Here is a 20,727-nt window from a genome sequence, read left to right as displayed (position 1 = left end):
ACCCCAATCATCGAACGCCGAGGCCCGCATGAGATCACCGACCCGCCTGACCCGCACTGCGCTATCGACCGCGCTTACTTTGGCTCTGCTGCCGTTGGCCTCGCAGGCCGCGTCATCGCGTGCTGCGGAGTATTTCGAGCGGGTCGCGACCTTTCCGGTGTACCGCAACCTGGGCGCGGACGAGGACGTTACGCGGCAGACCGTTGCCGAAATCACTGCCGTGAGCCGCGATGGCCGCACGTTGATCTACACCGACAGCCCCGGCGAGCGAATTGGTTTGGTGGACATTCGTGAACCGAAATCACCAAAGCCGGCGGGATTCGTCCAGCTCGAAGGTGAGCCGACGTCAGTGGCCGTTCACCAGCACTATGCGCTCGTCGCCGTAAACACCTCGCTCAGCTTCGCCCAGCCCGATGGCGTGCTGGCGGTGTTCGACATTCGCAACCCCGCGCAGCCCAAGCGCGTTGCTACCCTTCCCATGGGTGGTCAGCCTGATTCGATCGCCATCAGCCCTAAGGGCCGTTATGCCGCCGTGGCGATCGAGAACGAGCGTGACGAGGATCTGAACGACGGACTGATTCCGCAGCTGCCGGCCGGTTTTCTGCGCATCGTCGACCTCAAGGGTCAGCCCTCGCGCTGGGCCGCGCGGGACGTCGACCTGACCGGCCTCGCCGAGGTGGCGCCGGGCGATCCTGAACCTGAATACGTCAGCATCAATGACCAGGACGTCGCTGCCGTCACGCTGCAGGAAAACAACCACATCGTGCTGGTCGACCTGCGTCGTGGCCGCGTGCTGCGCCATTTCAGCGCCGGCCAGGTCGACCTTGAAGGCGTCGATGTGGGAGAGAACGACCTTATCGAACCGGTCGGCGTGCTTGCTGGCAAACGCCGCGAGCCGGATTCGATCGCCTGGGTCGGTCCGCTGCTGGCGACCGCCAACGAAGGGGATTACGAAGACGCCAACGGCGAAGAAGGCGGCAGTCGCAGCTTCACCTTGTTCGACTACAACGGCAGCGTCTGGCATGAAGCCGGCGCCTCGATGGAGCACGCGTTTATCCGCGCAGGCCATTACCCGGAAAACCGCTCTGAAAACAAAGGCATCGAGCCCGAGGGCATCGCCTCGGCCAGCTTCCGCAAGCAGGATTTCCTGTTTGTCGGCAGCGAGCGCGGCAACGCGGTAGCCGTCTACGACGTCGCCCGCCCGTGGGCGCCGGTCATGCACCAATTGCTGCCGGCTGGCATGGGACCGGAAGGGATTCTGCCCATTCCATCCCGTAACCTGCTGGTCGTCAGCAGCGAAGAAGATTCAGCCGAAGACGGCTACCGCTCGACGATTTCGATCTATCAGTACGGCGCGAAAACCGCGTCGTATCCGGAAATCCATTCCACCGGCAGCGCGCTGATCCCCTGGGGCGCATTGAGCGGTATGGTCGCAGACCGTGCGCAGAGCAACCGCCTCTATGCGGTGCCGGACAGTTACTACAAGGCCTCGCGCATCTTCAACATCGACGCGAGCAAGACGCCGGCGGTCATCGATGGGCAGATTGAATTGCGCAAGTCAGGCAGCACCGTCGATTACGACCTCGAAGGCATCGCCCAGGGTGCCAATGGTGACTTCTGGCTCGCGTCGGAAGGCAATGGCAAAGCCAAGCCGAACCTGCTGATCCATGCCAGCGCGCAAGGTGACGTGCTAGCCGAGTATCCGCTACCGGCGGCTGTCGCGGCGCAACAGACCAGCAATGGCTTCGAGGGCGTTTCGGTGGTGGGCGAAGGCGCCAGCACGCGCGTTTATGTGGCGTTCCAACGGGAATGGAAGAACGACCCCGCCGGCAAGGTACGCCTCGGGGTGTTCAACCCTGCAAGCGGCGAGTGGAGCTTCTACCACTATCCGCTCGACGCAGCACCTGATGACGCATGGGTCGGGCTTTCTGAATTGACATCGATCGGCAACGGCCAGTTTCTGGTAATCGAGCGCGACAATCAGCAGGGGCCGGCAGCCGCGGTCAAGCGCCTCTATCGCATCGACCTGAGCGGTATGCAGCCCGCCGCTGAAGGCCAGGCCTTCCCGCTGGTGACCAAGCGCCTGGAACGCGATCTGCTGCCTGACCTGAAGAACACCGGCGGTTGGGTGCTGGACAAGGTCGAAGGCGCTGCGGTCGACAAACATGGCCGCCTCCTCGTCGTCACCGACAACGACGGCGTGGAAGATGCCAGCGGCGAAACGCGCTTTATGCGGCTCGGGACGGTCAAGCGCTAAGGCGAAGACGGAAACGATCCAGTAACCAAGTACCAACACCGTTCCCTGTAGGAGCCAGCTTGCTGGCGAAGCTTTCAAAGCTATTCGCGAGCAAGGCCGGCATCCCCTCGCGCCTGCAGGCGTGAAGCATCGGGGCGGCTACTTCAGTTTGCTATCAAGCCGACTGATAGCTGCCCGGCACCGGCGCGAAGGATACGCCGAAGCGATTCCACGCATTGATGGTCGCGATGGCCAGCGTCAGGTTGGTGAGCTGGGCCTCGGAGAAATGCTGGCGCGCCTCGTCGAACAGCGCTTGCGATACGCCTTGGGGCAGTAGCGTGTTGGCTTCGGCCCAGGCCAGTGCGGCGCGCTCGCGGCCAGTGAAGAACGGCGTCTCTCGCCAGGCGCTCAGCGCGTAGAGACGTTGTTCGGTATCGCCCAATGCGCGAGCGTCCTTGGTGTGCATGTCGATGCAGAACGCGCACCCGTTGATCTGCGAGACGCGGATATTCACCAGATCCATCAGGGGTTTGTCGATGCCGTCTTCGCTGCGGCTCTGACGCGCCAGGTAGGTTTCCAGCCCGATCATTGCCTTGACCGCCTCGGGTGCGGCCGCTTGGTAGTTCATGCGCATGGTGGTGTCTCCTCGGTTTGAATGGAGCCCAGATTACGCAGCGGCCGACCTGCGCTATTGTAGATTTTCGACATTTGAACGCTGGGGCCGCCATGCCCGCTTCCTTGCTTGAACGCCTGCCCTGCCTTCAGGGATTCGCCGCCCGCTTGCCTAGCCCGGCGCTGGCAGCTTACGTGCAGCGATTCTGGTGGTTGGAGGGCGATACCACGCGTGTCTATGACGAGCAGATGCTGCATCCGGACGGTGGTAGCGGTGTCATCTTCAACTTTGCTGATCCGCTGAACTTCGATGGCACCGCGCGTAGGCCGCGCGCCTTGATCGCCGGCCCGCAGCTTGCCAGCACCCGCCTGCAGCTGGCCGGTCAGGTGAAACTGATGGGGGTACGTTTTCGCCCGGGCATGGGTGCCGCTTTCTTCGGCATGGGCCTGGACGAGCTGTCCGGCTTTCATGACGCCGACTGGCCCCGGCTGGGGCTGGCGGCTCTGGTCGATCAGCTAGCCGAACTGAGCCGGGACGCGCAACAAGCGTTGGTTGAACGCGAATTGCTCGGACGCCTCAGGGAGGCGCAAGCGCGTCGCTCGCCCGTACAGCAGCTCCTGACCCAGATCGCCGCCAGCCATGGCCGGGCACGCCTGGCCGACCTGCTGCAAGCGGTACCGCTTGGGCAGCGACAATTGGAACGCCTCTTCCGCTACCAGGTGGGGCTGACACCCAAGCAGTTCAGCCGCATCCAACGTGTGGCGCTGGTCCGCCGTCAGCTGCAACAAGGCGAACCCCTGCTGGATACCGCGTTGACGTGCGGATACAGCGATCAGGCGCACTTCATTCACGACTTCAAGACAGTGGTCGGCATGACACCGGGGCAATACCGGCTTCGAGCCAAAGCCGCAGGCAAATTAACGCGTCCCGCGGCGACAACGGAGTCAGATCCGCACGCGGGATGACCGAACCCTCATTGACCGGCCCTTGAAGGTTGCTTGCCATGGCAAGATTCGTGGGAGCCTTGTCATTGCGACATGAGCGCAGCCGCCGCAGACTGCCTGCACTTCCCTGTAGAGGTGCACCATGGACGTCACCCGCATCATTGCCTGTCTTGTTTACCCCGATGTCATGAGCCTCGACGTCACCGGACCAATGCAGGTGTTCGCCTCAGCCAATGTCGAGCGTCAACGCCAGGGCCTGCCGCCCCACTACGAACTCCGGTTGATTGGCGAAACAGCCGGTCCCTTTGCTACGTCTGCAGGATTGAAGCTGGTCGCTGATGCCGAGTGGTCCAGCATGGATTCGGCAACGTTGGACACGCTGCTGGTTCCAGGAGGCAACGGCGTAGAGGTGCGGCGGGCAATGTGGGTTTGTGCAAAGCAACTCGGCATACTCGCCCTTCCGTCACCGCCCGCCAGCTTGCTCGGTGTCTTCTCCGAACATCATTCGATGTCCATCTGGCGTCGCCACACCAAACTCGCGCATGCCCCGGGGTTTGTCACACAGCGGCTGAAAGATGTCCGCTCCGCGCTGCTGGTACGCCGCGTAAAGGTCGTCGATGTCCTCGCAATTCACATAAGCGAAGTAGGAATGCTCACGGGTATCGGACGCCGGCATCTCGTCCGGACAGCGCCCCAGCATCACATGAAAGTCGCCTAGGCTGATGAACGACCAACCCTCCACACGAAACCGAACGGAAAAGCCGAGCATGTCCACAAAGTACTGCTCGGTCTTTTCCAGATCCCTCACCGCCAGAACATGCTGGGTTGCCTTTACTTGAAATGACATGACGTTCCTTAACGAATAGAAGCATGGGAATCCCAGCTAACAAGCGCAATGGTTGGAAGCTGCGACGCGCTCGGTGCAGCCGGCCATCGCGTGTCACGAGTCGCTAGAAGACATGATGAAACCGGGACCGCTGCTGCTTGTTTGGTACCCGGCGCCGCCCCTAGACAATCCTGCCAAGGCGCAATCAACCCTTACGCGCAAACAGCAGCCCAACGCCGGCGCTGGCAAGCAGTGCCGCACAGGTCCTGTTGAAGATCCGCCTCATTGAAGGACGGGAAAACCAGTGACGCAGCGCGCTGCCAAAATAGGCATAGCCAGCAATCGCCACCCACTCGAGTATCAGAAAGCAAGCGCCAAGCACAAAGAACTGAAAGCCTACGTTGCCGGAAGGGTCGACGAACTGTGGGAGGAACGCTGTGAAGATCAATATGGCCTTGGGGTTGCCGACTGCCAGCAAGAACTCCTGCTTGGCAAGACCAAAAAGACTCTTGTGCGTCGATGAGCCGCTACTGCTATCCGAAGGGTCAGCGTTCCATAGCTGGATGGCCAGCCAGAGCAAATAAAGACCGCCGACTAACTTGATCGCAAAAAACAGTTTCTCTGATGCGTAAAGAATCGACGCAAGCCCTGTGGCCGCGAGGGTAAGCATGCCGACAAATGCAACGAGCCGACCGATACCTGCATAGCAAGCAACACGGACGCCGTAGCGCTTCGCGTTGGCCATTGAAAGCAGATTGTTCGGCCCAGGCGCCATGTTCAATGCAAAACATGCCGGTAGAAATAGCAATAGCGTCGTTAAGTTCATGCCGTGTCTCTCGTGGTACCCGGTTGCCTGGAGTTAAATGGCTACAGGCTTCGCTGGCGTCCCATAACAGTAGCGCTGCGAGAGGCAGTACGGCGAGCAGCCATAACCGCTGCCGGGCGCGCGTCGTCAAACCTGCTACCAGAACGCCACCGAGCTACAAGTCAGCAGCTTGAAGATGGACGTTCTGGCTGGTGCGCCAGACTCCAACGCGCCACAGCTGTTGGTCCTTCTAATATTTAGACCGTGCGAGGCCCGGGCCGTGAACCCGCTGAGCCTAGTTCTGAACCATCGGCTCAAAGCCACTACCCCGCTGGCTCGTAGGGTGGGCTTTAGCTTCTCCGCTCCGAATGCGGTGGGCTCAAGCCCGCCCTACAAAGCGCTCGCTCGCGACTCGCTGGGAGCGGGTTTCTGTGGATGCTTGCGTTCCCATAGCTAGCAGCGATCTGCACAATCAAGTTAATGTTATGTTATAACTACAACACACCCATTACCCGCACGCACCGTCATGACCGAAGCCGAACTCCTCGCCCAACCAATCGATGACTATATGAACGAGGCGCAGCAGGCTTTTTTTCGAAACCTGCTGCTGCGCCAACGCGCGGAATTACAGGCGCGGATCGCCGAGGAATTTCAGGCACTGCGTGAGCAGGAACCCAGCAGCGACCCGTCCGACATCGGCACCGCCGAAGAACAGCGCCACTGGCAGCTGCGACTGCTCGAACGGGAAAAGAAGCTGCTCGACAAAATTGACGATTCGCTCGACAGCCTCGCCCGCGGCGAATACGGCTGGTGCGCCGAGACCGGCGAGCCCATCGGCCTGCAACGGCTACTGCTGCGCCCCACCACAACACTGTGCATTGAGGCGAAAGAGCGCCAGGAACAGCGCGAGAAACATCAACGAACCGCCTGAGAGGCCCTCATGAAACGCCTTCCCGTCACCGTGCTGTCCGGCTTTCTTGGCGCCGGCAAGAGCACCTTGCTTAATCACATCCTGAAGAACCGAGAGGGCCGTCGCGTCGCGGTCATCGTCAACGACATGAGCGAAATCAACATCGATGCCGGCGAGGTCCAACGGGGCGTTCATCTGAACCGCGCCGAAGAAAAGTTGGTGGAGATGAGCAACGGCTGCATCTGCTGCACCTTGCGCGAGGACCTGCTCGATGAAGTCGGCAAGCTGGCCCGCGAAGGTCGCTTCGATTATCTGCTGATCGAATCCACCGGGATATCCGAGCCGTTACCCGTGGCCGAAACCTTCACCTTTCGCGACGAACAGGGGCAGAGTCTGTCCGACTTGGCGCGGCTGGATACCATGGTCACGGTAGTCGACGGGGTTAATTTCCTGCGCGACTTTCACGAGGCCGAGAACCTGGCGAGCCGCGGCGAAGCGCTTGAAGAGGACGAGCGCTCGATCACCGATCTGCTGATCGAGCAGGTCGAGTTCGCCGATGTCATCCTGATCAGCAAGATCGATCTGATCTCCAGGGCCGAGCGCGAAGAGCTCGCCGCCATCCTGAGCCGCTTGAACCCCCACGCCGACGTTCTGCCGATGAGCATGGGCAACGTGCCGCTGGGCCTGATTCTCGATACAGGCCGCTTCGATTTCGAGCACGCCGCCCAGGCACCTGGCTGGCTGAAGGAGATGCGCGGCGAACACGTGCCCGAGAGTGCCGAATACGGTATCGCTTCGATGGCTTATCTGGCACGTCGGCCTTTTCACCCGCAGCGTTTTCACGATTTGCTCAATCGTGAGTGGACCAACGGCCGCCTGCTACGCTCGAAAGGGTATTTCTGGCTGGCTAGCCGCCCACAGGAAGCCGGCAGCTGGTCGCAGGCCGGCGGCTTGATGCGCTACAGCTATGCCGGACGCTGGTGGCGCTTCACACCTGAGGACCAATGGCCGGAAGACGATGAGGCGCGTGCAGCCATACGCGACAAATGGGATGACGCGTGCGGCGACTGCCGGCAAGAGCTGGTTTTTATTGGACAGACCATCGACTTCGGTCGGCTACGCGCTGAACTCGATGAATGCTTACTCAGCGACATTGAGTGGAACCTCGGTGCCGAGCGCTGGCTGCGAATGCCCGACCCCTTCGGCTCCTGGCATCCGGAGGTCGCGTAATGCTGGCGCAGCAACTCGCGCAACCCAGGCCGACGCAGGTTTTCGGCGATAAGCCTGCTGTGCTGGGCGAGTCGTTGAATGACCTAATCAATCTCGCGGTATGGCAGCGCCAGCTACCGCTGCACCTCGATGGTTTTGCCCAGACGCTGCTGGCGCTGGGCGAGCCGCTGGCCGAATCACTGACGATTGAGCTGGATACTGACGGCGACGTGCATATACCGGATCTGGCGGCGCGTTACCGGGACCTTCTAGGCCATGCGGGATTCGTTGCTGATGTCGCCTGGCTGGTGGGCGCGTTTGCCTGTTTGGTCGAAGCACACCGTATTGGGCTTCGCCTCCGAGCGCTGGATAAGGCGATGTGCCCCCGCTTTCACATTGATCACGTGCCCCTGCGGCTGATCACCACGTATGCCGGTGCCGGCAGCCAGTGGCTGAGGGAAGGCGCGATGGACCGCCACCGATTGGGCGAGCCGGCCGCTGAACCCACCGAAGCCAAACTCATCGAGCAGCTCAAGGTAGGCGAAGTCGCACTGTTCAAGGGAGAAAACTGGCAGGGCAACGAAGGGGCTGGAATCATCCATCGTTCGCCGCAGCCTAGGCCGGGTGAACGTCGGCTGATCCTTACGCTGGACTGGCTGGCCTAAAAGGGTCGGCAGCAATGGCTACGCGACCCTTTGGATTGGCGGCGTGGTCATCAGGCCGCCATCTTTTCGCACTCTTCGGCACACTTGCGGCAGGCCTCGGCGCAGGCTTGGCAGTGGTCCGCCTGATGCTTGGCGCATTCTTCGCCGCAGTCGCGGCAGACTTGAGCGCAGAGCTTGCAAAAGGCCTGAGCATAAGCGCTGTCACGGGCCATCAACATCGCAGCCATGGCGCACATGTCAGCGCAGTCGCGGTCCAGCTCGATGCAGCGAGCCATCATCTTCACGTCGTCCTCGCGCAGACAGGACGCGGCGCAGGTCTCGCAGACCTGTGCACAGTTCGAGCAAGCCTGAATACACGCCTGATATTTGGAGTTGAGCATCGCCATTCCTCCTCAGTGGTTGCTGCCTAAAGATTGAGCACTTCCCGACGGGCAGGTCGTTATTCGTTGAGGCGGCCCTGCGTCTTAAAGTTCAACCTGATCCACCGAATGGCACCGCTATCCGGCGTGCCAGCAATGTGCCGATCGCGCACCGCCGCTACAATGTCCGCCCACCCGACCACGCATGCCCGCCTCGATGACATTCACCCTCGCCGCGCCTTGTGAATATCACGAAACCGTCTGCAAGAGCCGCTTTCTGGCCAAGGCGGCGCCCGTATCCAGCCCGGAAGAAGCCCAGGCGTTCCTTCAGGCCGTCTACGACCCCACCGCGACTCACAACTGCTGGGCCTGGAAGATAGGCAATCAGTATCGCTTCAGCGATGACGGTGAGCCGGGCGGTACCGCAGGCCGGCCGATGCTCACCGCGATCGAGGGCCAGGACTGTGATCGGGTCATGGTCGTGGTGATTCGCTGGTTCGGCGGCATCCAACTCGGCACCGGCGGCCTAGCCCGCGCCTACGGCGGCTCTGCGGCGAAATGCCTGCAGTCAGGTGAGCGCATCGAGCTGGTGAGGCGAGACCGTTATAGCTGCCATTGCCGCTTCGCCGAGCTGGCCCTGCTGAAGGCGCGCCTGGGTGAATTCGACGCCCTGATCGAAAGCGAGATTTTCGACGCAGAAGGCGCGCAGCTGGTGTTGGCGCTGCCGCCGGAACATCGACGACGACTGCAGCAAACGCTCGCTGATATCAGCCGTGGGCGGATGGAACTGCGCTTGCTGAGCCTCTGACCAGCCCTCTGTGTTGAACTGCGTGCAACGCGGGAAGTCCCTATTACAACGGCACTTGCCGTTGGGTCCGCAATGTCTATTGCTCGCTTTGGCCCGGCGAATCGTGGCAGTGCCGAAACGCGCATTCCGTTGCGATAGAGGAGTCAACCATGAAAAGCAATTACAAGTGGCTTATTCCAGGAGCCGTATTGCTCGCATCGCTAGGCCTTGCCGGCTGCGATGTGGAGAAAACCGAAGAAGGTTCGCTGCCGGACGTGGAAGTGGAAGGCGGCAACATGCCCGAATATGACGTGGATGCGCCGGAAGTGGATGTGGGCTCCAAGGAGAAGACCATCACCGTACCCGACGTAGACGTCACCGCGCCTGACGATAATGAGCCAGACGTCGGCGAGCCCGTAGAACCTCGCGCTCCTGCACCGGCGCCTGAGCCTGCCCAACAGAACTGACATGCTCGCGTGGATCCGGTCCACCTCAAAGCCATGCCGACCTAGTCGAGCATGGCTTTTTTACGCCTGATGTTTCCACTATTGGTGTGCATGTTGTTGTGGATAACCTTGGGAACAAGCGCTCTAAATCAATGACGACGCGCCTTCGAGACAAGCGGCTATTTTTTAACCAATCCTCCCGAATTTTATCTAACGTCGATAACCTTATTGATTTCCAAAGCTTTTTTTGGTTTCCGGCCGTTTCCGAAACGACATCAAAAAGCCATCTCCGCTGGTTTCGCTTATACGCAAATTGGGTGGAAAATTCTGTGGATATTCTTTGGAAAGAGGTCGGTCGGTTAGCCCGCTCTCGCTTGCAGCGCTCTGTTTATTTTTTGAGCAGCTCTCGGCGGCAACCTAGCTAGGTTCAGAAGGATCGGACGCTCCAACTTGACTCTGTGGTCAATTACGTCAACCCGGTTAGAATGTTATTTTTTCCGGACGGGGTTTCTCATGTACGACTGGCTCAACGCCTTACCCAAAGCCGAGCTCCACCTGCATCTCGAAGGCTCCCTCGAACCCGAGCTGCTGTTCCGCCTGGCCGAACGCAACAAGATCGCCCTGCCGTGGGACAACGTGGACGCGCTGCGCAGCGCCTACAACTTCGGCAACCTGCAGGAATTTCTCGATCTCTATTACGCCGGCGCCGATGTGCTGCGCACCGAGCAGGATTTCTACGACCTCACCTGGGCGTACCTGAAAAAATGTGAAGAGCAGAGCGTTGTTCACACTGAGCCCTTCTACGATCCGCAGACCCACACCGACCGCGGCATCCCGTTCGAAGTCGCCTTGCGCGGCATCAGCGGCGCACTGGCTGACGGCCGTGAACAGCTGGGCATCAGCAGCGGCTTGATTCTGAGCTTCCTGCGCCATCTCTCAGAAGAGGAAGCCTTCAAGACGCTGGAACAGGCGATGCCTTTCCGGGATGCGTTCTTTGCGGTCGGTCTGGACAGCTCCGAAATGGGCCATCCGCCGAGCAAGTTCCAACGGGTCTTCGCCAAGGCGCGCGCAGAAGGTTTTCTCGCCGTTGCCCATGCCGGTGAAGAAGGCCCGCCGGAATACATCTGGGAAGCGCTGGATTTGCTCAAGATCAGCCGTATCGACCATGGCGTGCGCGCCTCCGAGGACCCGAAGCTGGTCCAGCGGCTGATCGAAGAGCAGATTCCGCTCACAGTCTGCCCACTGTCGAATACCAAGCTCCGCGTGTTCGATGACATGAGCCAGCACAACATCCTGCAAATGCTGGAACAAGGCGTGAAGGTCACGGTGAACTCCGACGACCCGGCCTATTTCGGTGGTTACGTCACCGAGAACTTCATGGCCCTGCATGAGAGCCTGGGCATGACGGAAGATCAGGCGCGTCGTCTGGCCCAGAATAGCCTCGACGCCCGCCTGGCCAAGTGATCGATGGGGCCGCCAGGTGCGGCCCCGCATCAATGCGCGAACGGAGCCAGCTGAATCAGCCGCTGGCATCGCCCGACCAGATGTTCACGCAACAGCCGCACCCTTTCACCCATATGTGCACGATGGGCGCAGATCAGGTTCAGCGGCGCCGGTTCGCCCAAAAGCTCCGGCAGCAGCGCGACCAGTCGCCCTGCCTGCACGTCCTGAGCGATGTCGAGCCAGGATTTGTATACCAGCCCTTGCCCCGCCAGCGCCCAGCGCCGCACCACGTCGGCATCGTCGCTGATGCGATCACCGCTCACGACCTGCTCCAGCTCACGTCGGCCGTCGTGAAAGCACCAGCGTTCGTGCACCCGCCCCGCCAGCATGAAGCGCAGGCAGTTGTGGTCGGAAAGGTCGGTAAGCGAACGCGGCGCCCCATGTGTCGCGAGGTAGCCTGGCGCGGCGCAGAGCACCCGCCGATTAGTCACCGCCACGGGCAGCGCCACCAGGCTAGAGTCCTCTGGCTGACCGTAGCGCAGCGCGATATCCACCGGCTGCCGAAACAGATCGGCATTACGATCAGCCAACAACAATCGCAGGCTCAAGAGCGGATGCTGCAGCTGGAACTCGTCCAGCCAGGGCAAGAGCACATTGCGGCCGAAATCCGACGGAGCCGATAGCTGAAGGGCGCCACTGATGGTCGCCTTGCCACCGACCAGCACCTGCTGACCGTCGACAAGGCTCTGCAAGGCAGAGCGGGCATGGGGCAAATACTGCTCGCCCTCACCTGTCAGCCTCAGGCTGCGGGTCGAACGTACCAGCAGGCGGCAGCCCAGTTCTGCTTCCAGCCGTTTGAGGGCCGCGCTGGCCACCGCGGGCGATATCTCCAGGCGCCGGGCAGCGGCGGACAGGCTGCCCAGTTCAGCGGTCAGAACGAATATTTGCAGGTCATCGCTGCGCAGCATTTTCAAGAATCCATTGAAAGAGCCTCTGCCGAATATGCTGTTTTTCTCCATAACGCGAAAGCCGACAATGCTCAGATTCTTCTCTTCCCTATAACGGAGCGCATCATGAAAGCTATTGGCTACCAGCAATCCCGATCCATCGACGATCCGCAATCGCTACTCGACATCGAGCTGCCCGAGCCCACGCCCGGCCCACGCGATCTACTGGTTGAGGTGCGAGCCATCTCAGTGAACCCGGTCGATACCAAGATCCGTATGCGCGCGCAGCCGGAAGACGGTCAGTACAAGGTGCTTGGCTGGGATGTGGCCGGCGTGGTGCGCGAAGTGGGCAGTGAGGTCAGCCTGTTCAAGCCCGGCGACGAGGTGTTCTACGCCGGCGCGCTGGACCGCCCCGGCGCCAATAGCGAACTGCACCTGGTGGACGAGCGCATCGTTGGCCGCAAGCCGGCCAGCCTCGACTTCGCTGCAGCAGCGGCGCTACCGCTGACGTCGATCACTGCTTGGGAGCTGCTGTTCGAGCGCTTGCAGATAGGCGAAGGAAAGGAAGACCGAAACCAACGTCTGCTCATCATCGGCGCAGCGGGCGGCGTGGGCTCCATCCTCACGCAACTGGCGCGCCAGCTGACCGGGCTGCAGGTCATCGGTACGGCCTCTCGCAGCGATACCCACACCTGGGTGCGTGAGCTGGGCGCTCATGACGTGATCGACCACAGCCAGCCGCTGGCCGCCGAACTGCAGCGCCTGGGCATCGCCGACGTCACCCATGTTGCCAGCCTGACCCACACCGACCTGCATCTGCCGCAGATCGTCGAGGCGTTGCAGCCACAAGGTCGCCTGGCCCTGATCGATGACCCGGCGAGCCTCGACGTCAGCCTGCTCAAGCGCAAGAGCCTGTCGCTGCACTGGGAGTTCATGTACACCCGCTCGCTGTACCAGACGCCGGACATGATCGCTCAGCACCAACTGCTCAACCGCGTTGCCGAGTTGGTCGACAAGGGCGTGCTGAAGACCACATTGGGTGAGCATTACGGCACGATCAATGCGGAAAACCTGCGCCGCGCCCACGGTTTTATCGAAAGCGGCAAGGCCAAGGGCAAGATCGTCCTCGAAGGGTTCTGAACCAACCCCGCTGCGCAGCGGGTTGCGTCGTCAGGAGGATGGGGCCCGCTGCGCAATCGTTTGCTGACCGGTGTACCAAGCCAGACAGCCGGCCGCCAGCGCGCAGACAGTAATCACCAGCGCCATCGGTACCGCCGTGCCGTTATGCAGCGCACCGACTGCCGCTGACGCGGCGGCTGCAACGCCGAATTGCAGGCTGCCCATCAGGGCCGAAGCCAGTCCCGCCTGCTGGCCCTGGCGCGCCATCGCGCAGGCAGTCGCGTTCGGCAGAATGCTGCCAAGGCTTCCCAGCCCCATGAACAATGGGATCAGCAGCGGCCAGAGCGATTCCGGCTGGTTCCAGGCGATCACCAGTAAGGCAGCGCTGCAAGCGAAATAAAACCAGACGAAACGCCGCAGCCAGAAACCCGGCCCGCGCAGCCTTAGCAGTCGCGCGTTGATCTGCGACACCAGGATAAAGCCCGCCGCATTACTACCAAACAGCCAGCCGTAGTGTTCGGCCGGGACGCCATACAGCTCAATAAACACGAACGGAGAGCCCGCGATGTAGGCAAACATGCCTGCCATCGAAACACCACCGCAGAGCGCGAACGCGATGAACTCGCGGTCGCGGAACAAGCCAACATAACGTCCTAGCGTGCCACCGAGCGGGTGCTTCGGCGCATCGGCCGGCAGCGTTTCCGGCAACCACAGCGCGACCGCAAGGCCGCACAGGGCGCTGAAGACCGTCAGCGAGACGAATATCGATTGCCAGCCGAACGCATTCATCAACAGCCCGCCGGCCAGCGGCGCGAGAATTGGCGCCAGCCCCATCACCAGCATCAGCTGCGAAAAAACCTTTGCGGCCTGCACCGGATCACAGCTGTCGCGTACCACGGCGCGCGTCACCACAATACCGGCGCATCCGCCTAGTGCCTGAACGAATCGCGCGGCAATCAGCCAATCCAGCGTTGGCGCGAAGGAGCAGGCCAGCGACGCCAGGGTAAACAGCGTCACGCCAATCAGCAGCGGCCAGCGCCGCCCGTAGCGATCCGCCAAGGGACCATAAATCAGCTGACCGAGGGCGAGCCCAATGAAATAGGCCGCCAGAGACAGTTGCACATGCTCGACGTCGGTGGAAAACGCCCGTGCCATTGCTGGAAACGCGGGCAGATAGAAATCGATGGCCAGCGGGCCAAAGGCGCTGAGAGCACCCAGTATCAAAAGAAGCGGGAGGCGCATTGGAAAAACTCGAGAGCAGAAAATCGATTCGCCAGCGCACGACAGCGTCGTGATTGACATCGAACATTTACAGAGAAGGTAAGATGCTGTTACATACACGGACGATTGTAAACAACCAAAGTTGCAGCAGGTTGAAGGATCAGCGCCGCATCGCCCGCCCTTAAGGGTCCCAACGCAGCCCGAAGCTGCCGTAGCCAGATATGCGAAGAACCAAAGAAGACGCCGAAAAGACCCGTATTACGCTGCTCGCGTCCGCCGAGCGGTTATTCCTGGACAAGGGTGTGGCGCACACCAGCCTCGATCAGATCGCCCGCGACGCTGGCGTGACGCGTGGAGCGGTGTATTGGCACTTTCAGAACAAGGCTCACTTGTTTCATGAAATGCTCAACCAGGTGCGGCTGCCGCCAGAACAGATGACCGAGCGACTCTGCGGCTGCACCCAGCAGCAGCCCCTACGGACGCTGCGCGACCTTTGCATCGAAGGAATCGGTGCGCTGGCCCGTGATGAGCAGAAACGCCGCGTGATGACCATTTTGCTGCATCGCTGCGAGTTCACCGAGGAACTGCGCGAAGCCGAAGAGCGCCACCATGCGTTCATCAACATGTTTATCGACCTCTGCGAAAAGCTGCTGGAGCGCGCCGCCGGTAGCCTGTACCCGGGTGTGACACCACGTCTTGCCGCGCGCACGATCCATGCGCTGATTGTCGGCCTGTTCAGCGACTGGACCCGCGACCCTAACCTGTTCGATCCGGAAATCGATGGCCCGGCGCTGGTCGATCCGCTGTTCAGAGGACTGGTCCGTGACTGGGACACCGCAGGCAAGGCGAGCAGCTGACCGGTCCTTGTCCATGCATGCGGCAAACCGCTGTTGCCGCTGCTGGCTCACTGCAGTTGATACCCTTCTTCCTCGATGGCCTCACGAATCGCCGCATCGCTCAGATCCCCTTCGACCTCCACCACCCCTGCCTGCAGATCGACTCGAACCCTGGCCTGCGCATCACTCGCCTGGATTGCTCTGGTCACGGCGCGCTCGCAATGGGCGCAGGTCATGCCTGTTACCTTGAATGTTTGCATCGATGACTCCCGGTGTTTGTCCTATAGGTAGGTTCAAGCTTGTCATGCGGATAAGGTCAATGGCGTTAGCTACGAACGACCTGGCCCTTGACCTTCCCATAAGGTAAAGGTTGAGCATTGCGACGATAGGCTATTCGGAGCGAATCATGTCCAACTCAACCTACACGCTGCCCATCAACGGGATGACCTGCGCCAGCTGTGCCGGACGGGTTGAGCGTGCCCTGCTGAAAGTACCCGGCGTGGAAAGCGCAGCCGTGAACCTCGCCGCTGAACAGGTCCGTATCGAAGCCACCGAGGGCGACGTCGCCGACCTGATCCAAGCCGTGGAGAAGGCCGGTTATGGCGTGCCGGTGCAAACCTTGGAGCTAGCGGTCGATGGCATGACCTGCGCCAGTTGCGTCGGCCGCGTCGAGCGCGCCCTGCTCAAGGTGCCAGGCGTGCGCAGCGCCTCGGTCAACCTAGCCAGCGAGCGCGCCCACCTCGAAGTTCTCGGTGCGGTCGATCCGGCGGTACTGATCGAGGCCATCGAAGCGGCTGGCTACCAAGCGCGAGCCAGCGGCGACGAACGGCCGGGTATCGACAACGCCGAGCGTCGCCTGCAACGTGAGCGCATCGCCGTGACCGCCGCGATGCTGCTGGCTACGCCGCTGGTGATTCCGATGTTCGGCGAGCTGTTCGGCCAGCACTGGATGCTGCCACCGTGGTTGCAACTCCTGCTCGCCACGCCGGTGCAGTTCATTCTCGGTGCGCGTTTCTACGTCGCCGGCTGGAAGGCGGTGCGCGCCGGGGCCGGCAACATGGACCTGCTGGTTGCCATCGGTACCAGCGCCGGATACGGCCTGAGTCTTTATCAATGGTGGGCGGTGCCAGCCGGGCAGACGCCGCATCTATATTTCGAAGCCTCAGCGGTAGTTATCGCTCTGGTGTTGCTGGGTAAATACCTGGAAAGCCGCGCCAAACGCCAAACCAGCGCTGCTATCCGCGCCCTCGAAGCGCTGCGCCCGGATCGGGCGGTGCGGGTTATCGATGGCCGTGAAGAAGACGTCGCGATCGCCGCACTACGGCTGGATGATCTGGTGCTGGTCAAACCGGGTGAGCGCTTCCCGGTGGATGGCGAAGTGGTGGAAGGTGAAAGTCAGGCGGACGAAGCGCTGATCAGCGGTGAGAGCCTGCCGGTGGCCAAAGCGCCCGGCGACCGCATTACCGGCGGCGCAATCAATGGCGAAGGTCGGTTGCTGGTACGTACCACGGCGCTGGGTGGTGAGACGGTGCTGGCTCGCATCATCCGTCTGGTCGAGGATGCTCAGGCGGCGAAGGCACCGATCCAGAAGCTGGTAGACAAGGTCAGCCAAGTGTTCGTCCCAGCGGTTCTGGTCATTGCGCTACTTACCGTCATTGGTTGGCTGCTAGTCGGCGCGCCAGTGGAAGTCGCGCTGATCAATGCCGTCGCCGTGCTGGTGATCGCCTGTCCCTGCGCCCTTGGGTTGGCAACCCCAGCGGCAATCATGGCGGGGACCGGCGTGGCCGCGCGTCACGGTATTCTGATCAAGGATGCCGAGGCACTGGAAGTCGCCCATGCCGTCACGGCGGTCGCCTTCGACAAGACCGGCACGCTGACCTCCGGCAAACCGCGCATCGTTCACCTGCACGCGATCGACGACGACGAAACGGCACTGCTGCAACAGGCAGGCGCACTGCAACGCGGCAGCGAACATCCGCTGGCCCTGGCGGTACTCGACCGCTGCGCCGAACTGGACCTGATCGTTGCTGATGTGAACCGGAGCCAGTCGCTGACCGGACGCGGTATCGCTGGCGACCTGGACGGTCGCTCGCTGGCCCTTGGCAACCGCCGACTGCTCGACGACAGCGGCCTGCAGCCGGGCGGGCTGGGCGCCATGGCCGAGACCTGGGAAGCCGAAGGTCGCACCCTGTCCTGGCTGATCGAGACGGCGCCGCAACGACGAGTGCTTGGCCTGTTCGCCTTCGGCGACACGCTAAAGGAGGGCGCAACCGACGCCATCGCCAGCCTCAATAAGCGGCATATCCGCAGCCATCTGATCACTGGCGACAACCGCGGCAGCGCCCGTGTGGTTGCCGAGGCGCTGCATATCGACAGCGTACATGCAGAAGTCCTGCCGGCTGACAAGGCCGCCACGGTTTCCGAATTGAAGCAAGGCGGCGCCGTGGTGGCCATGGTCGGTGACGGCATCAACGATGCGCCAGCGTTGGCCGCCGCTGATGTTGGCATCGCCATGGGCGGCGGTACCGATGTGGCCATGCATGCAGCCGGAATCACGCTGATGCGTGGCGATCCGCGGCTGGTGCCGGCCGCGCTGGAAATCAGCCGACGCACCTACCGCAAGATTCAACAGAACCTGTTCTGGGCGTTCATCTATAACTTGGTGGGCATCCCGCTGGCGGCCTTCGGCTTCCTCAGCCCGGTGGTGGCCGGGGCGGCGATGGCGCTGTCCAGCGTCAGCGTGGTCAGCAACGCGCTGCTGCTCAAGCGCTGGAAACCGGAGGAATGATGGCCGGTTCCGACGCTTGTCGCTGCGCTCACCCCCTCGCATGTGGTTGAGCACAGCGATACCCATCGTCATTCAGCTTCTTCATCCGATTCAACACGTGTGGATACCGCATGAACATTGGCCAAGCAGCAAAGAAAAGCGGGTTGTCGGCAAAGATGATCCGCTACTACGAGTCCATTGACCTGATCTCGCCCGCGGGGCGTAGCGCCAATGGCTACCGTCATTACGGTGACGAAGACCTGCACCGCCTCGCCTTCATCAAGAGAGCGCGCGACATGGGTTTCTCACTGGAGGAAGTGAGCAAGCTGCTCACGCTCTGGCAGGACCGCCAGCGAGCCAGCGCGGACGTGAAAGCACTTGCCGGCGCGCATATCGACGCCCTGAACCAGAAGATTGCCGAGTTGGTGGGGTTACGTGACACCCTTCAGGAACTGGTCGACACCTGCCAAGGCGATGACCGGCCGGACTGTCCGATTCTCAAGGATTTAGAGTCAGGCGGATGCTGTTGAAAGCGCGGTGCACTCATCACAGGTAATGTTCTCAGGGAACAACCAACCCGGCTATCGTCGGCGGTGCGCAGTCCAGACCAGGACGCAGATCAGCGCGGTCATGATGCTCATCTCGAGCATCAACGGCGCGGCAAGCAGCTGATGCAGGACGCCCCGGTCCTGATTCAGCAGGTAGGCCACCAACAGCAAGAGGGCCAGCGCGCCCATGAATACAGCAGTACCTTGAACGACTCCTCTCCAGCGCCTCATCATCCGCCACCTCCCTGCGACGTTAGGATTTGCATACTGGCGTATTGATCTCGCTGGAGCGACCCGGTTCCCAAAATACGAAAAAAGATCTGGCTGTCGTCAGGCCTGCGACTGCAGATAATTTTGCAAACCGATGCGGTCGATCATGCCAAGCTGCTGTTCCAGCCAGTAGGCGTGATCTTCCTCCGTATCCATCAGTTGCGCCGCCAGAATGTCGCGAGTCGGGTAGTCGCCGTGCGACTCGGCCAGTTCGATGCCTCTGGCCAGCGCTTCACGCACCTTGTATTCCAGCGCCAGATCGCTGCGTAACATTTCCGGCACGGTATCCCCGGGAGTCATCGCATCAGGGACCATGTCCGGCGTGCCTTCGAGGAACAGGATGCGCTTGAGCAGCGCATCCGCGTGCTGGGTTTCTTCTTCCATCTCGTGATTGATCCGCTCGTAGAGCTTGGTGAAACCCCAATCGGCATACATCCGCGAGTGCAGGAAATACTGATCGCGCGCCGCCAGCTCTCCGCGCAGTAGTTCTTTCAGATATTCGATGACCTGTGGCTGACCTTGCATTGCAACTTCTCCTGCACTGACATTGAAACGCCAGGCAATGATACGCCCAATCGCGAGTTCACGAACCGCTGGCCGTTGCCGCCGATCGCGATTGGCTGGCCAGCATAGGCTGAACGCCGAGCCGGCGCATGGGCGCGGTCAGAGACGAGGCGCAGCGTAAACCCTCGAGTCAGCGGGCTCGTAGAGGCGAGCCCTTCTGCGCTTGAGCCTCAGTTACGCATCCACGGCGGGGTGGGCGGTTCGTCGCTGGGCTCGTCCGTTGCATTGCGCAACGCTTCCTTGCGCGCCTGATCGGCCAGGGTAGCCTTGATTTCGCGCATCACCGCGTCGAGATCGGCGGCATCTTCCGGTTCGGCAAATTCACCGGTCAGCTCGGAGTCCGGCGTCAGCTTGCCATCTTCGTAAAGTGCCCACATTTCCTTGGCGTAGCGGGTGAACTTCAGTTCCGGCGCGAACTGGCCGAAATAGGCCGACATGTTGCCCACGTCACGCTCGAGCATCTCGAACGCATGGTTGTTGCCGGCCGCATCCACCGCCTGGGGCAGGTCGATGATGACCGGCCCGTGTTCATCGAGCAGCACGTTGAATTCGGAAAGATCACCATGAACCAGGCCGGCGCAGAGCATCTTCACCACCTCGCCGATCATGAACGCATGAAATTCACGGGCATCGTCAGGGTGGAGGTCGACGTCATTGAGGCGCGGTGCGGCATCCCCATCTTCCCCGGTAACCATCTCCATCAGCAGCACGCCGTCGAGGAAGTCGTACGGCTTCGGGACACGAACGCCGGCATCCGCCAGACGGAACAATGCCGCGACTTCGGCGTTTTGCCAGTTCTCTTCCTTTTCCTTGCGCCCGTGCTTGGAGCCCTTGGCCATGGCGCGGGCGTCGCGGCTACTGCGCACCTTGCGACCTTCCTGGTACTTCACCGCCTGGCGGAAACTACGGTTGTTGGCTTCCTTGTAGACCTTCGCGCAACGCAGCTCGTCACCACAGCGCACCACATAGACCGCTGCTTCCTTGCCGCTCATCAGCGGCCGCAGCACTTCGTCGATCAGCCCATCCTCGACCAGCGACTCGAGTCGTTTTGGCGTTTTCATCAGCGACTTACAGACCCTTTTCGACTATGCAGGCCTGCAGGTTACGGTAATCGTCAACGGGCTTCCATGCTCGTCCGCAAGTTTAAAAGCGCGTTGTGGATTGGCATCGCAGGCGAGCAGGACGGACAATCGAAATCACTCACTCATGGAG

The 20,727-nt window shown here is 61.4% G+C and carries 22 protein-coding genes and 1 pseudogene; 13 read left to right on the top strand and 10 right to left on the bottom strand.

Going from position 1 to position 20,727, the window contains the following annotated elements; genetic code table 11:
• Positions 1-28 precede the first annotated feature (28 nt).
• Positions 29-2,257, top strand: a complete 2,229-nt coding sequence (locus tag H3028_RS16085) for an esterase-like activity of phytase family protein (RefSeq protein WP_181298250.1) — start codon at positions 29-31, stop codon at positions 2,255-2,257.
• Between the two features lie 154 nt (positions 2,258-2,411).
• On the opposite strand, the gene H3028_RS16080 is transcribed toward H3028_RS16085, so the two are convergent.
• The gene (locus H3028_RS16080; protein WP_181298249.1) at positions 2,412-2,870 is read right to left on the bottom strand and encodes a carboxymuconolactone decarboxylase family protein; all 459 of its coding nucleotides are present in this window, start codon (positions 2,868-2,870) and stop codon (positions 2,412-2,414) included.
• 92 nt (positions 2,871-2,962) lie between these two features.
• On the opposite strand from H3028_RS16080, the gene H3028_RS16075 reads away from it, so the two are divergent.
• Entirely contained in the window at positions 2,963-3,814 is an 852-nt protein-coding gene (locus tag H3028_RS16075) for a helix-turn-helix transcriptional regulator (RefSeq protein ID WP_181298248.1), read from the top strand.
• A 121-nt stretch (positions 3,815-3,935) separates the two neighbouring features.
• Positions 3,936-4,200, top strand: a pseudogene (locus H3028_RS16070) (DJ-1/PfpI family protein); the annotation flags it as partial.
• A gap of 56 nt (positions 4,201-4,256) precedes the next feature.
• Here H3028_RS16070 and H3028_RS16065 read toward each other — a convergent pair.
• Together H3028_RS16065 and H3028_RS16060 are read right to left on the bottom strand one after the other, a co-directional pair.
• Positions 4,257-4,640 (bottom strand): VOC family protein, encoded by a 384-nt coding sequence (locus H3028_RS16065; RefSeq protein ID WP_181298247.1) that lies wholly within the window; start codon positions 4,638-4,640, stop codon positions 4,257-4,259.
• Between the two features lie 184 nt (positions 4,641-4,824).
• The gene (locus H3028_RS16060; RefSeq protein WP_181298246.1) at positions 4,825-5,445 is read right to left on the bottom strand and encodes a LysE family translocator; all 621 of its coding nucleotides are present in this window, start codon (positions 5,443-5,445) and stop codon (positions 4,825-4,827) included.
• A gap of 505 nt (positions 5,446-5,950) precedes the next feature.
• Here H3028_RS16060 and dksA point away from each other — a divergent pair.
• Genes dksA through H3028_RS16045 form a run of 3 tightly spaced genes read left to right on the top strand, consistent with a single transcriptional unit; the run spans position 5,951 to position 8,208 of the window.
• Positions 5,951-6,355: an RNA polymerase-binding protein DksA gene (gene dksA, locus H3028_RS16055; protein WP_181298245.1), complete on the top strand. Its 405-nt coding sequence runs from the start codon at positions 5,951-5,953 to the stop codon at positions 6,353-6,355.
• Between the two features lie 9 nt (positions 6,356-6,364).
• Positions 6,365-7,564 (top strand): zinc metallochaperone GTPase ZigA, encoded by a 1,200-nt coding sequence (zigA, locus tag H3028_RS16050; RefSeq protein ID WP_181298244.1) that lies wholly within the window; start codon positions 6,365-6,367, stop codon positions 7,562-7,564.
• Positions 7,564-8,208, top strand: coding sequence for a DUF1826 domain-containing protein (locus H3028_RS16045; RefSeq protein ID WP_181298243.1), 645 nt, complete (start codon positions 7,564-7,566; stop codon positions 8,206-8,208). Before zigA ends, H3028_RS16045 begins: the two co-directional genes overlap by 1 nt.
• A gap of 50 nt (positions 8,209-8,258) precedes the next feature.
• Here H3028_RS16045 and H3028_RS16040 read toward each other — a convergent pair whose 3' ends face one another.
• Entirely contained in the window at positions 8,259-8,588 is a 330-nt protein-coding gene (locus H3028_RS16040; protein ID WP_181298242.1) for a four-helix bundle copper-binding protein, read from the bottom strand.
• 196 nt (positions 8,589-8,784) lie between these two features.
• Here H3028_RS16040 and H3028_RS16035 point away from each other — a divergent pair, with 196 nt between their 5' ends.
• From H3028_RS16035 to H3028_RS16025, 3 genes are all read left to right on the top strand, one after another.
• Positions 8,785-9,375, top strand: coding sequence for a YigZ family protein (locus H3028_RS16035; RefSeq protein WP_181298381.1), 591 nt, complete (start codon positions 8,785-8,787; stop codon positions 9,373-9,375).
• Positions 9,376-9,524: 149 nt separating this feature from the next.
• Complete coding sequence (locus H3028_RS16030) at positions 9,525-9,821, top strand: hypothetical protein (protein ID WP_181298241.1); 297 nt, start codon at positions 9,525-9,527, stop codon at positions 9,819-9,821.
• Positions 9,822-10,313: 492 nt separating this feature from the next.
• Positions 10,314-11,264 carry an adenosine deaminase gene (locus H3028_RS16025; RefSeq protein WP_181298240.1) on the top strand — a complete coding sequence of 317 codons (951 nt, stop codon included), beginning with the start codon at positions 10,314-10,316 and terminating at the stop codon, positions 11,262-11,264.
• Between the two features lie 29 nt (positions 11,265-11,293).
• Here the strand turns inward: H3028_RS16025 and H3028_RS16020 are convergent, their stop codons facing one another.
• Positions 11,294-12,211, bottom strand: a complete 918-nt coding sequence (locus H3028_RS16020; protein ID WP_181298239.1) for a LysR family transcriptional regulator — start codon at positions 12,209-12,211, stop codon at positions 11,294-11,296.
• 105 nt (positions 12,212-12,316) lie between these two features.
• Between H3028_RS16020 and H3028_RS16015 the strand changes: the two genes are divergently transcribed.
• Positions 12,317-13,330: a zinc-binding alcohol dehydrogenase family protein gene (locus H3028_RS16015; RefSeq protein WP_181298238.1), complete on the top strand. Its 1,014-nt coding sequence runs from the start codon at positions 12,317-12,319 to the stop codon at positions 13,328-13,330.
• Positions 13,331-13,360: 30 nt separating this feature from the next.
• Here H3028_RS16015 and H3028_RS16010 read toward each other — a convergent pair whose 3' ends face one another.
• Positions 13,361-14,551: a Bcr/CflA family multidrug efflux MFS transporter gene (locus H3028_RS16010; protein WP_168425165.1), complete on the bottom strand. Its 1,191-nt coding sequence runs from the start codon at positions 14,549-14,551 to the stop codon at positions 13,361-13,363.
• Positions 14,552-14,751: 200 nt separating this feature from the next.
• Between H3028_RS16010 and H3028_RS16005 the strand changes: the two genes are divergently transcribed.
• Positions 14,752-15,387, top strand: a complete 636-nt coding sequence (locus tag H3028_RS16005) for a TetR family transcriptional regulator (RefSeq protein ID WP_168425164.1) — start codon at positions 14,752-14,754, stop codon at positions 15,385-15,387.
• A gap of 47 nt (positions 15,388-15,434) precedes the next feature.
• On the opposite strand, the gene H3028_RS16000 is transcribed toward H3028_RS16005, so the two are convergent.
• Positions 15,435-15,626: a heavy-metal-associated domain-containing protein gene (locus H3028_RS16000; protein ID WP_168425163.1), complete on the bottom strand. Its 192-nt coding sequence runs from the start codon at positions 15,624-15,626 to the stop codon at positions 15,435-15,437.
• 146 nt (positions 15,627-15,772) lie between these two features.
• Between H3028_RS16000 and H3028_RS15995 the strand changes: the two genes are divergently transcribed.
• A complete protein-coding gene (locus H3028_RS15995) occupies positions 15,773-18,154 on the top strand; it encodes a heavy metal translocating P-type ATPase (RefSeq protein ID WP_181298237.1) in 2,382 nt (793 codons plus the stop codon).
• Positions 18,155-18,264: 110 nt separating this feature from the next.
• On the top strand, positions 18,265-18,663 hold the full coding sequence (cueR, locus tag H3028_RS15990; protein ID WP_181298236.1) for a Cu(I)-responsive transcriptional regulator: 399 nt from the start codon (positions 18,265-18,267) through the stop codon (positions 18,661-18,663).
• Between the two features lie 51 nt (positions 18,664-18,714).
• Here the strand turns inward: cueR and H3028_RS15985 are convergent, their stop codons facing one another.
• The 3 genes from H3028_RS15985 to H3028_RS15975 form a co-directional block, all read right to left on the bottom strand.
• Complete coding sequence (locus H3028_RS15985) at positions 18,715-18,915, bottom strand: hypothetical protein (RefSeq protein WP_181298235.1); 201 nt, start codon at positions 18,913-18,915, stop codon at positions 18,715-18,717.
• 96 nt (positions 18,916-19,011) lie between these two features.
• A complete protein-coding gene (bfr, locus tag H3028_RS15980) occupies positions 19,012-19,476 on the bottom strand; it encodes a bacterioferritin (RefSeq protein WP_181298234.1) in 465 nt (154 codons plus the stop codon).
• 209 nt (positions 19,477-19,685) lie between these two features.
• The gene (locus H3028_RS15975; RefSeq protein WP_181298233.1) at positions 19,686-20,576 is read right to left on the bottom strand and encodes a PA4780 family RIO1-like protein kinase; all 891 of its coding nucleotides are present in this window, start codon (positions 20,574-20,576) and stop codon (positions 19,686-19,688) included.
• Positions 20,577-20,727: the final 151 nt, after the last annotated feature.

It is taken from the genome of Pseudomonas sp. Q2-TVG4-2 (assembly GCF_013620795.1).
Classification (GTDB): Bacteria; Pseudomonadota; Gammaproteobacteria; order Pseudomonadales; family Pseudomonadaceae; genus Stutzerimonas.
The sequence above is the reverse complement of the archived record's forward strand: the minus strand, read 5'-3'. Positions and strand labels throughout refer to the sequence as shown.

Excerpts from the sequence above, each read along its gene's own strand:
- H3028_RS15975 (WP_181298233.1), bottom strand. The coding sequence starts at position 20,576 with ATGAAAACGCCAAAACGACTCGAGTCGCTGGTCGAGGATGGGCTGATC.
- H3028_RS16015 (WP_181298238.1), top strand. The coding sequence starts at position 12,317 with ATGAAAGCTATTGGCTACCAGCAATCCCGATCCATCGACGATCCGCAA.
- H3028_RS16080 (WP_181298249.1), bottom strand. The coding sequence starts at position 2,870 with ATGCGCATGAACTACCAAGCGGCCGCACCCGAGGCGGTCAAGGCAATG.
- H3028_RS15985 (WP_181298235.1), bottom strand. The coding sequence starts at position 18,915 with ATGATGAGGCGCTGGAGAGGAGTCGTTCAAGGTACTGCTGTATTCATG.
- H3028_RS16000 (WP_168425163.1), bottom strand. The coding sequence starts at position 15,626 with ATGCAAACATTCAAGGTAACAGGCATGACCTGCGCCCATTGCGAGCGC.
- dksA (WP_181298245.1), top strand. The coding sequence starts at position 5,951 with ATGACCGAAGCCGAACTCCTCGCCCAACCAATCGATGACTATATGAAC.
- H3028_RS16030 (WP_181298241.1), top strand. The coding sequence starts at position 9,525 with ATGAAAAGCAATTACAAGTGGCTTATTCCAGGAGCCGTATTGCTCGCA.
- H3028_RS15995 (WP_181298237.1), top strand. The coding sequence starts at position 15,773 with ATGTCCAACTCAACCTACACGCTGCCCATCAACGGGATGACCTGCGCC.
- zigA (WP_181298244.1), top strand. The coding sequence starts at position 6,365 with ATGAAACGCCTTCCCGTCACCGTGCTGTCCGGCTTTCTTGGCGCCGGC.
- H3028_RS16040 (WP_181298242.1), bottom strand. The coding sequence starts at position 8,588 with ATGCTCAACTCCAAATATCAGGCGTGTATTCAGGCTTGCTCGAACTGT.
- H3028_RS16035 (WP_181298381.1), top strand. The coding sequence starts at position 8,785 with ATGACATTCACCCTCGCCGCGCCTTGTGAATATCACGAAACCGTCTGC.
- H3028_RS16045 (WP_181298243.1), top strand. The coding sequence starts at position 7,564 with ATGCTGGCGCAGCAACTCGCGCAACCCAGGCCGACGCAGGTTTTCGGC.
- H3028_RS16005 (WP_168425164.1), top strand. The coding sequence starts at position 14,752 with ATGCGAAGAACCAAAGAAGACGCCGAAAAGACCCGTATTACGCTGCTC.
- H3028_RS16085 (WP_181298250.1), top strand. The coding sequence starts at position 29 with ATGAGATCACCGACCCGCCTGACCCGCACTGCGCTATCGACCGCGCTT.
- H3028_RS16065 (WP_181298247.1), bottom strand. The coding sequence starts at position 4,640 with ATGTCATTTCAAGTAAAGGCAACCCAGCATGTTCTGGCGGTGAGGGAT.
- H3028_RS16025 (WP_181298240.1), top strand. The coding sequence starts at position 10,314 with ATGTACGACTGGCTCAACGCCTTACCCAAAGCCGAGCTCCACCTGCAT.
- bfr (WP_181298234.1), bottom strand. The coding sequence starts at position 19,476 with ATGCAAGGTCAGCCACAGGTCATCGAATATCTGAAAGAACTACTGCGC.
- H3028_RS16075 (WP_181298248.1), top strand. The coding sequence starts at position 2,963 with ATGCCCGCTTCCTTGCTTGAACGCCTGCCCTGCCTTCAGGGATTCGCC.
- H3028_RS16060 (WP_181298246.1), bottom strand. The coding sequence starts at position 5,445 with ATGAACTTAACGACGCTATTGCTATTTCTACCGGCATGTTTTGCATTG.
- cueR (WP_181298236.1), top strand. The coding sequence starts at position 18,265 with ATGAACATTGGCCAAGCAGCAAAGAAAAGCGGGTTGTCGGCAAAGATG.
- H3028_RS16010 (WP_168425165.1), bottom strand. The coding sequence starts at position 14,551 with ATGCGCCTCCCGCTTCTTTTGATACTGGGTGCTCTCAGCGCCTTTGGC.
- H3028_RS16020 (WP_181298239.1), bottom strand. The coding sequence starts at position 12,211 with ATGCTGCGCAGCGATGACCTGCAAATATTCGTTCTGACCGCTGAACTG.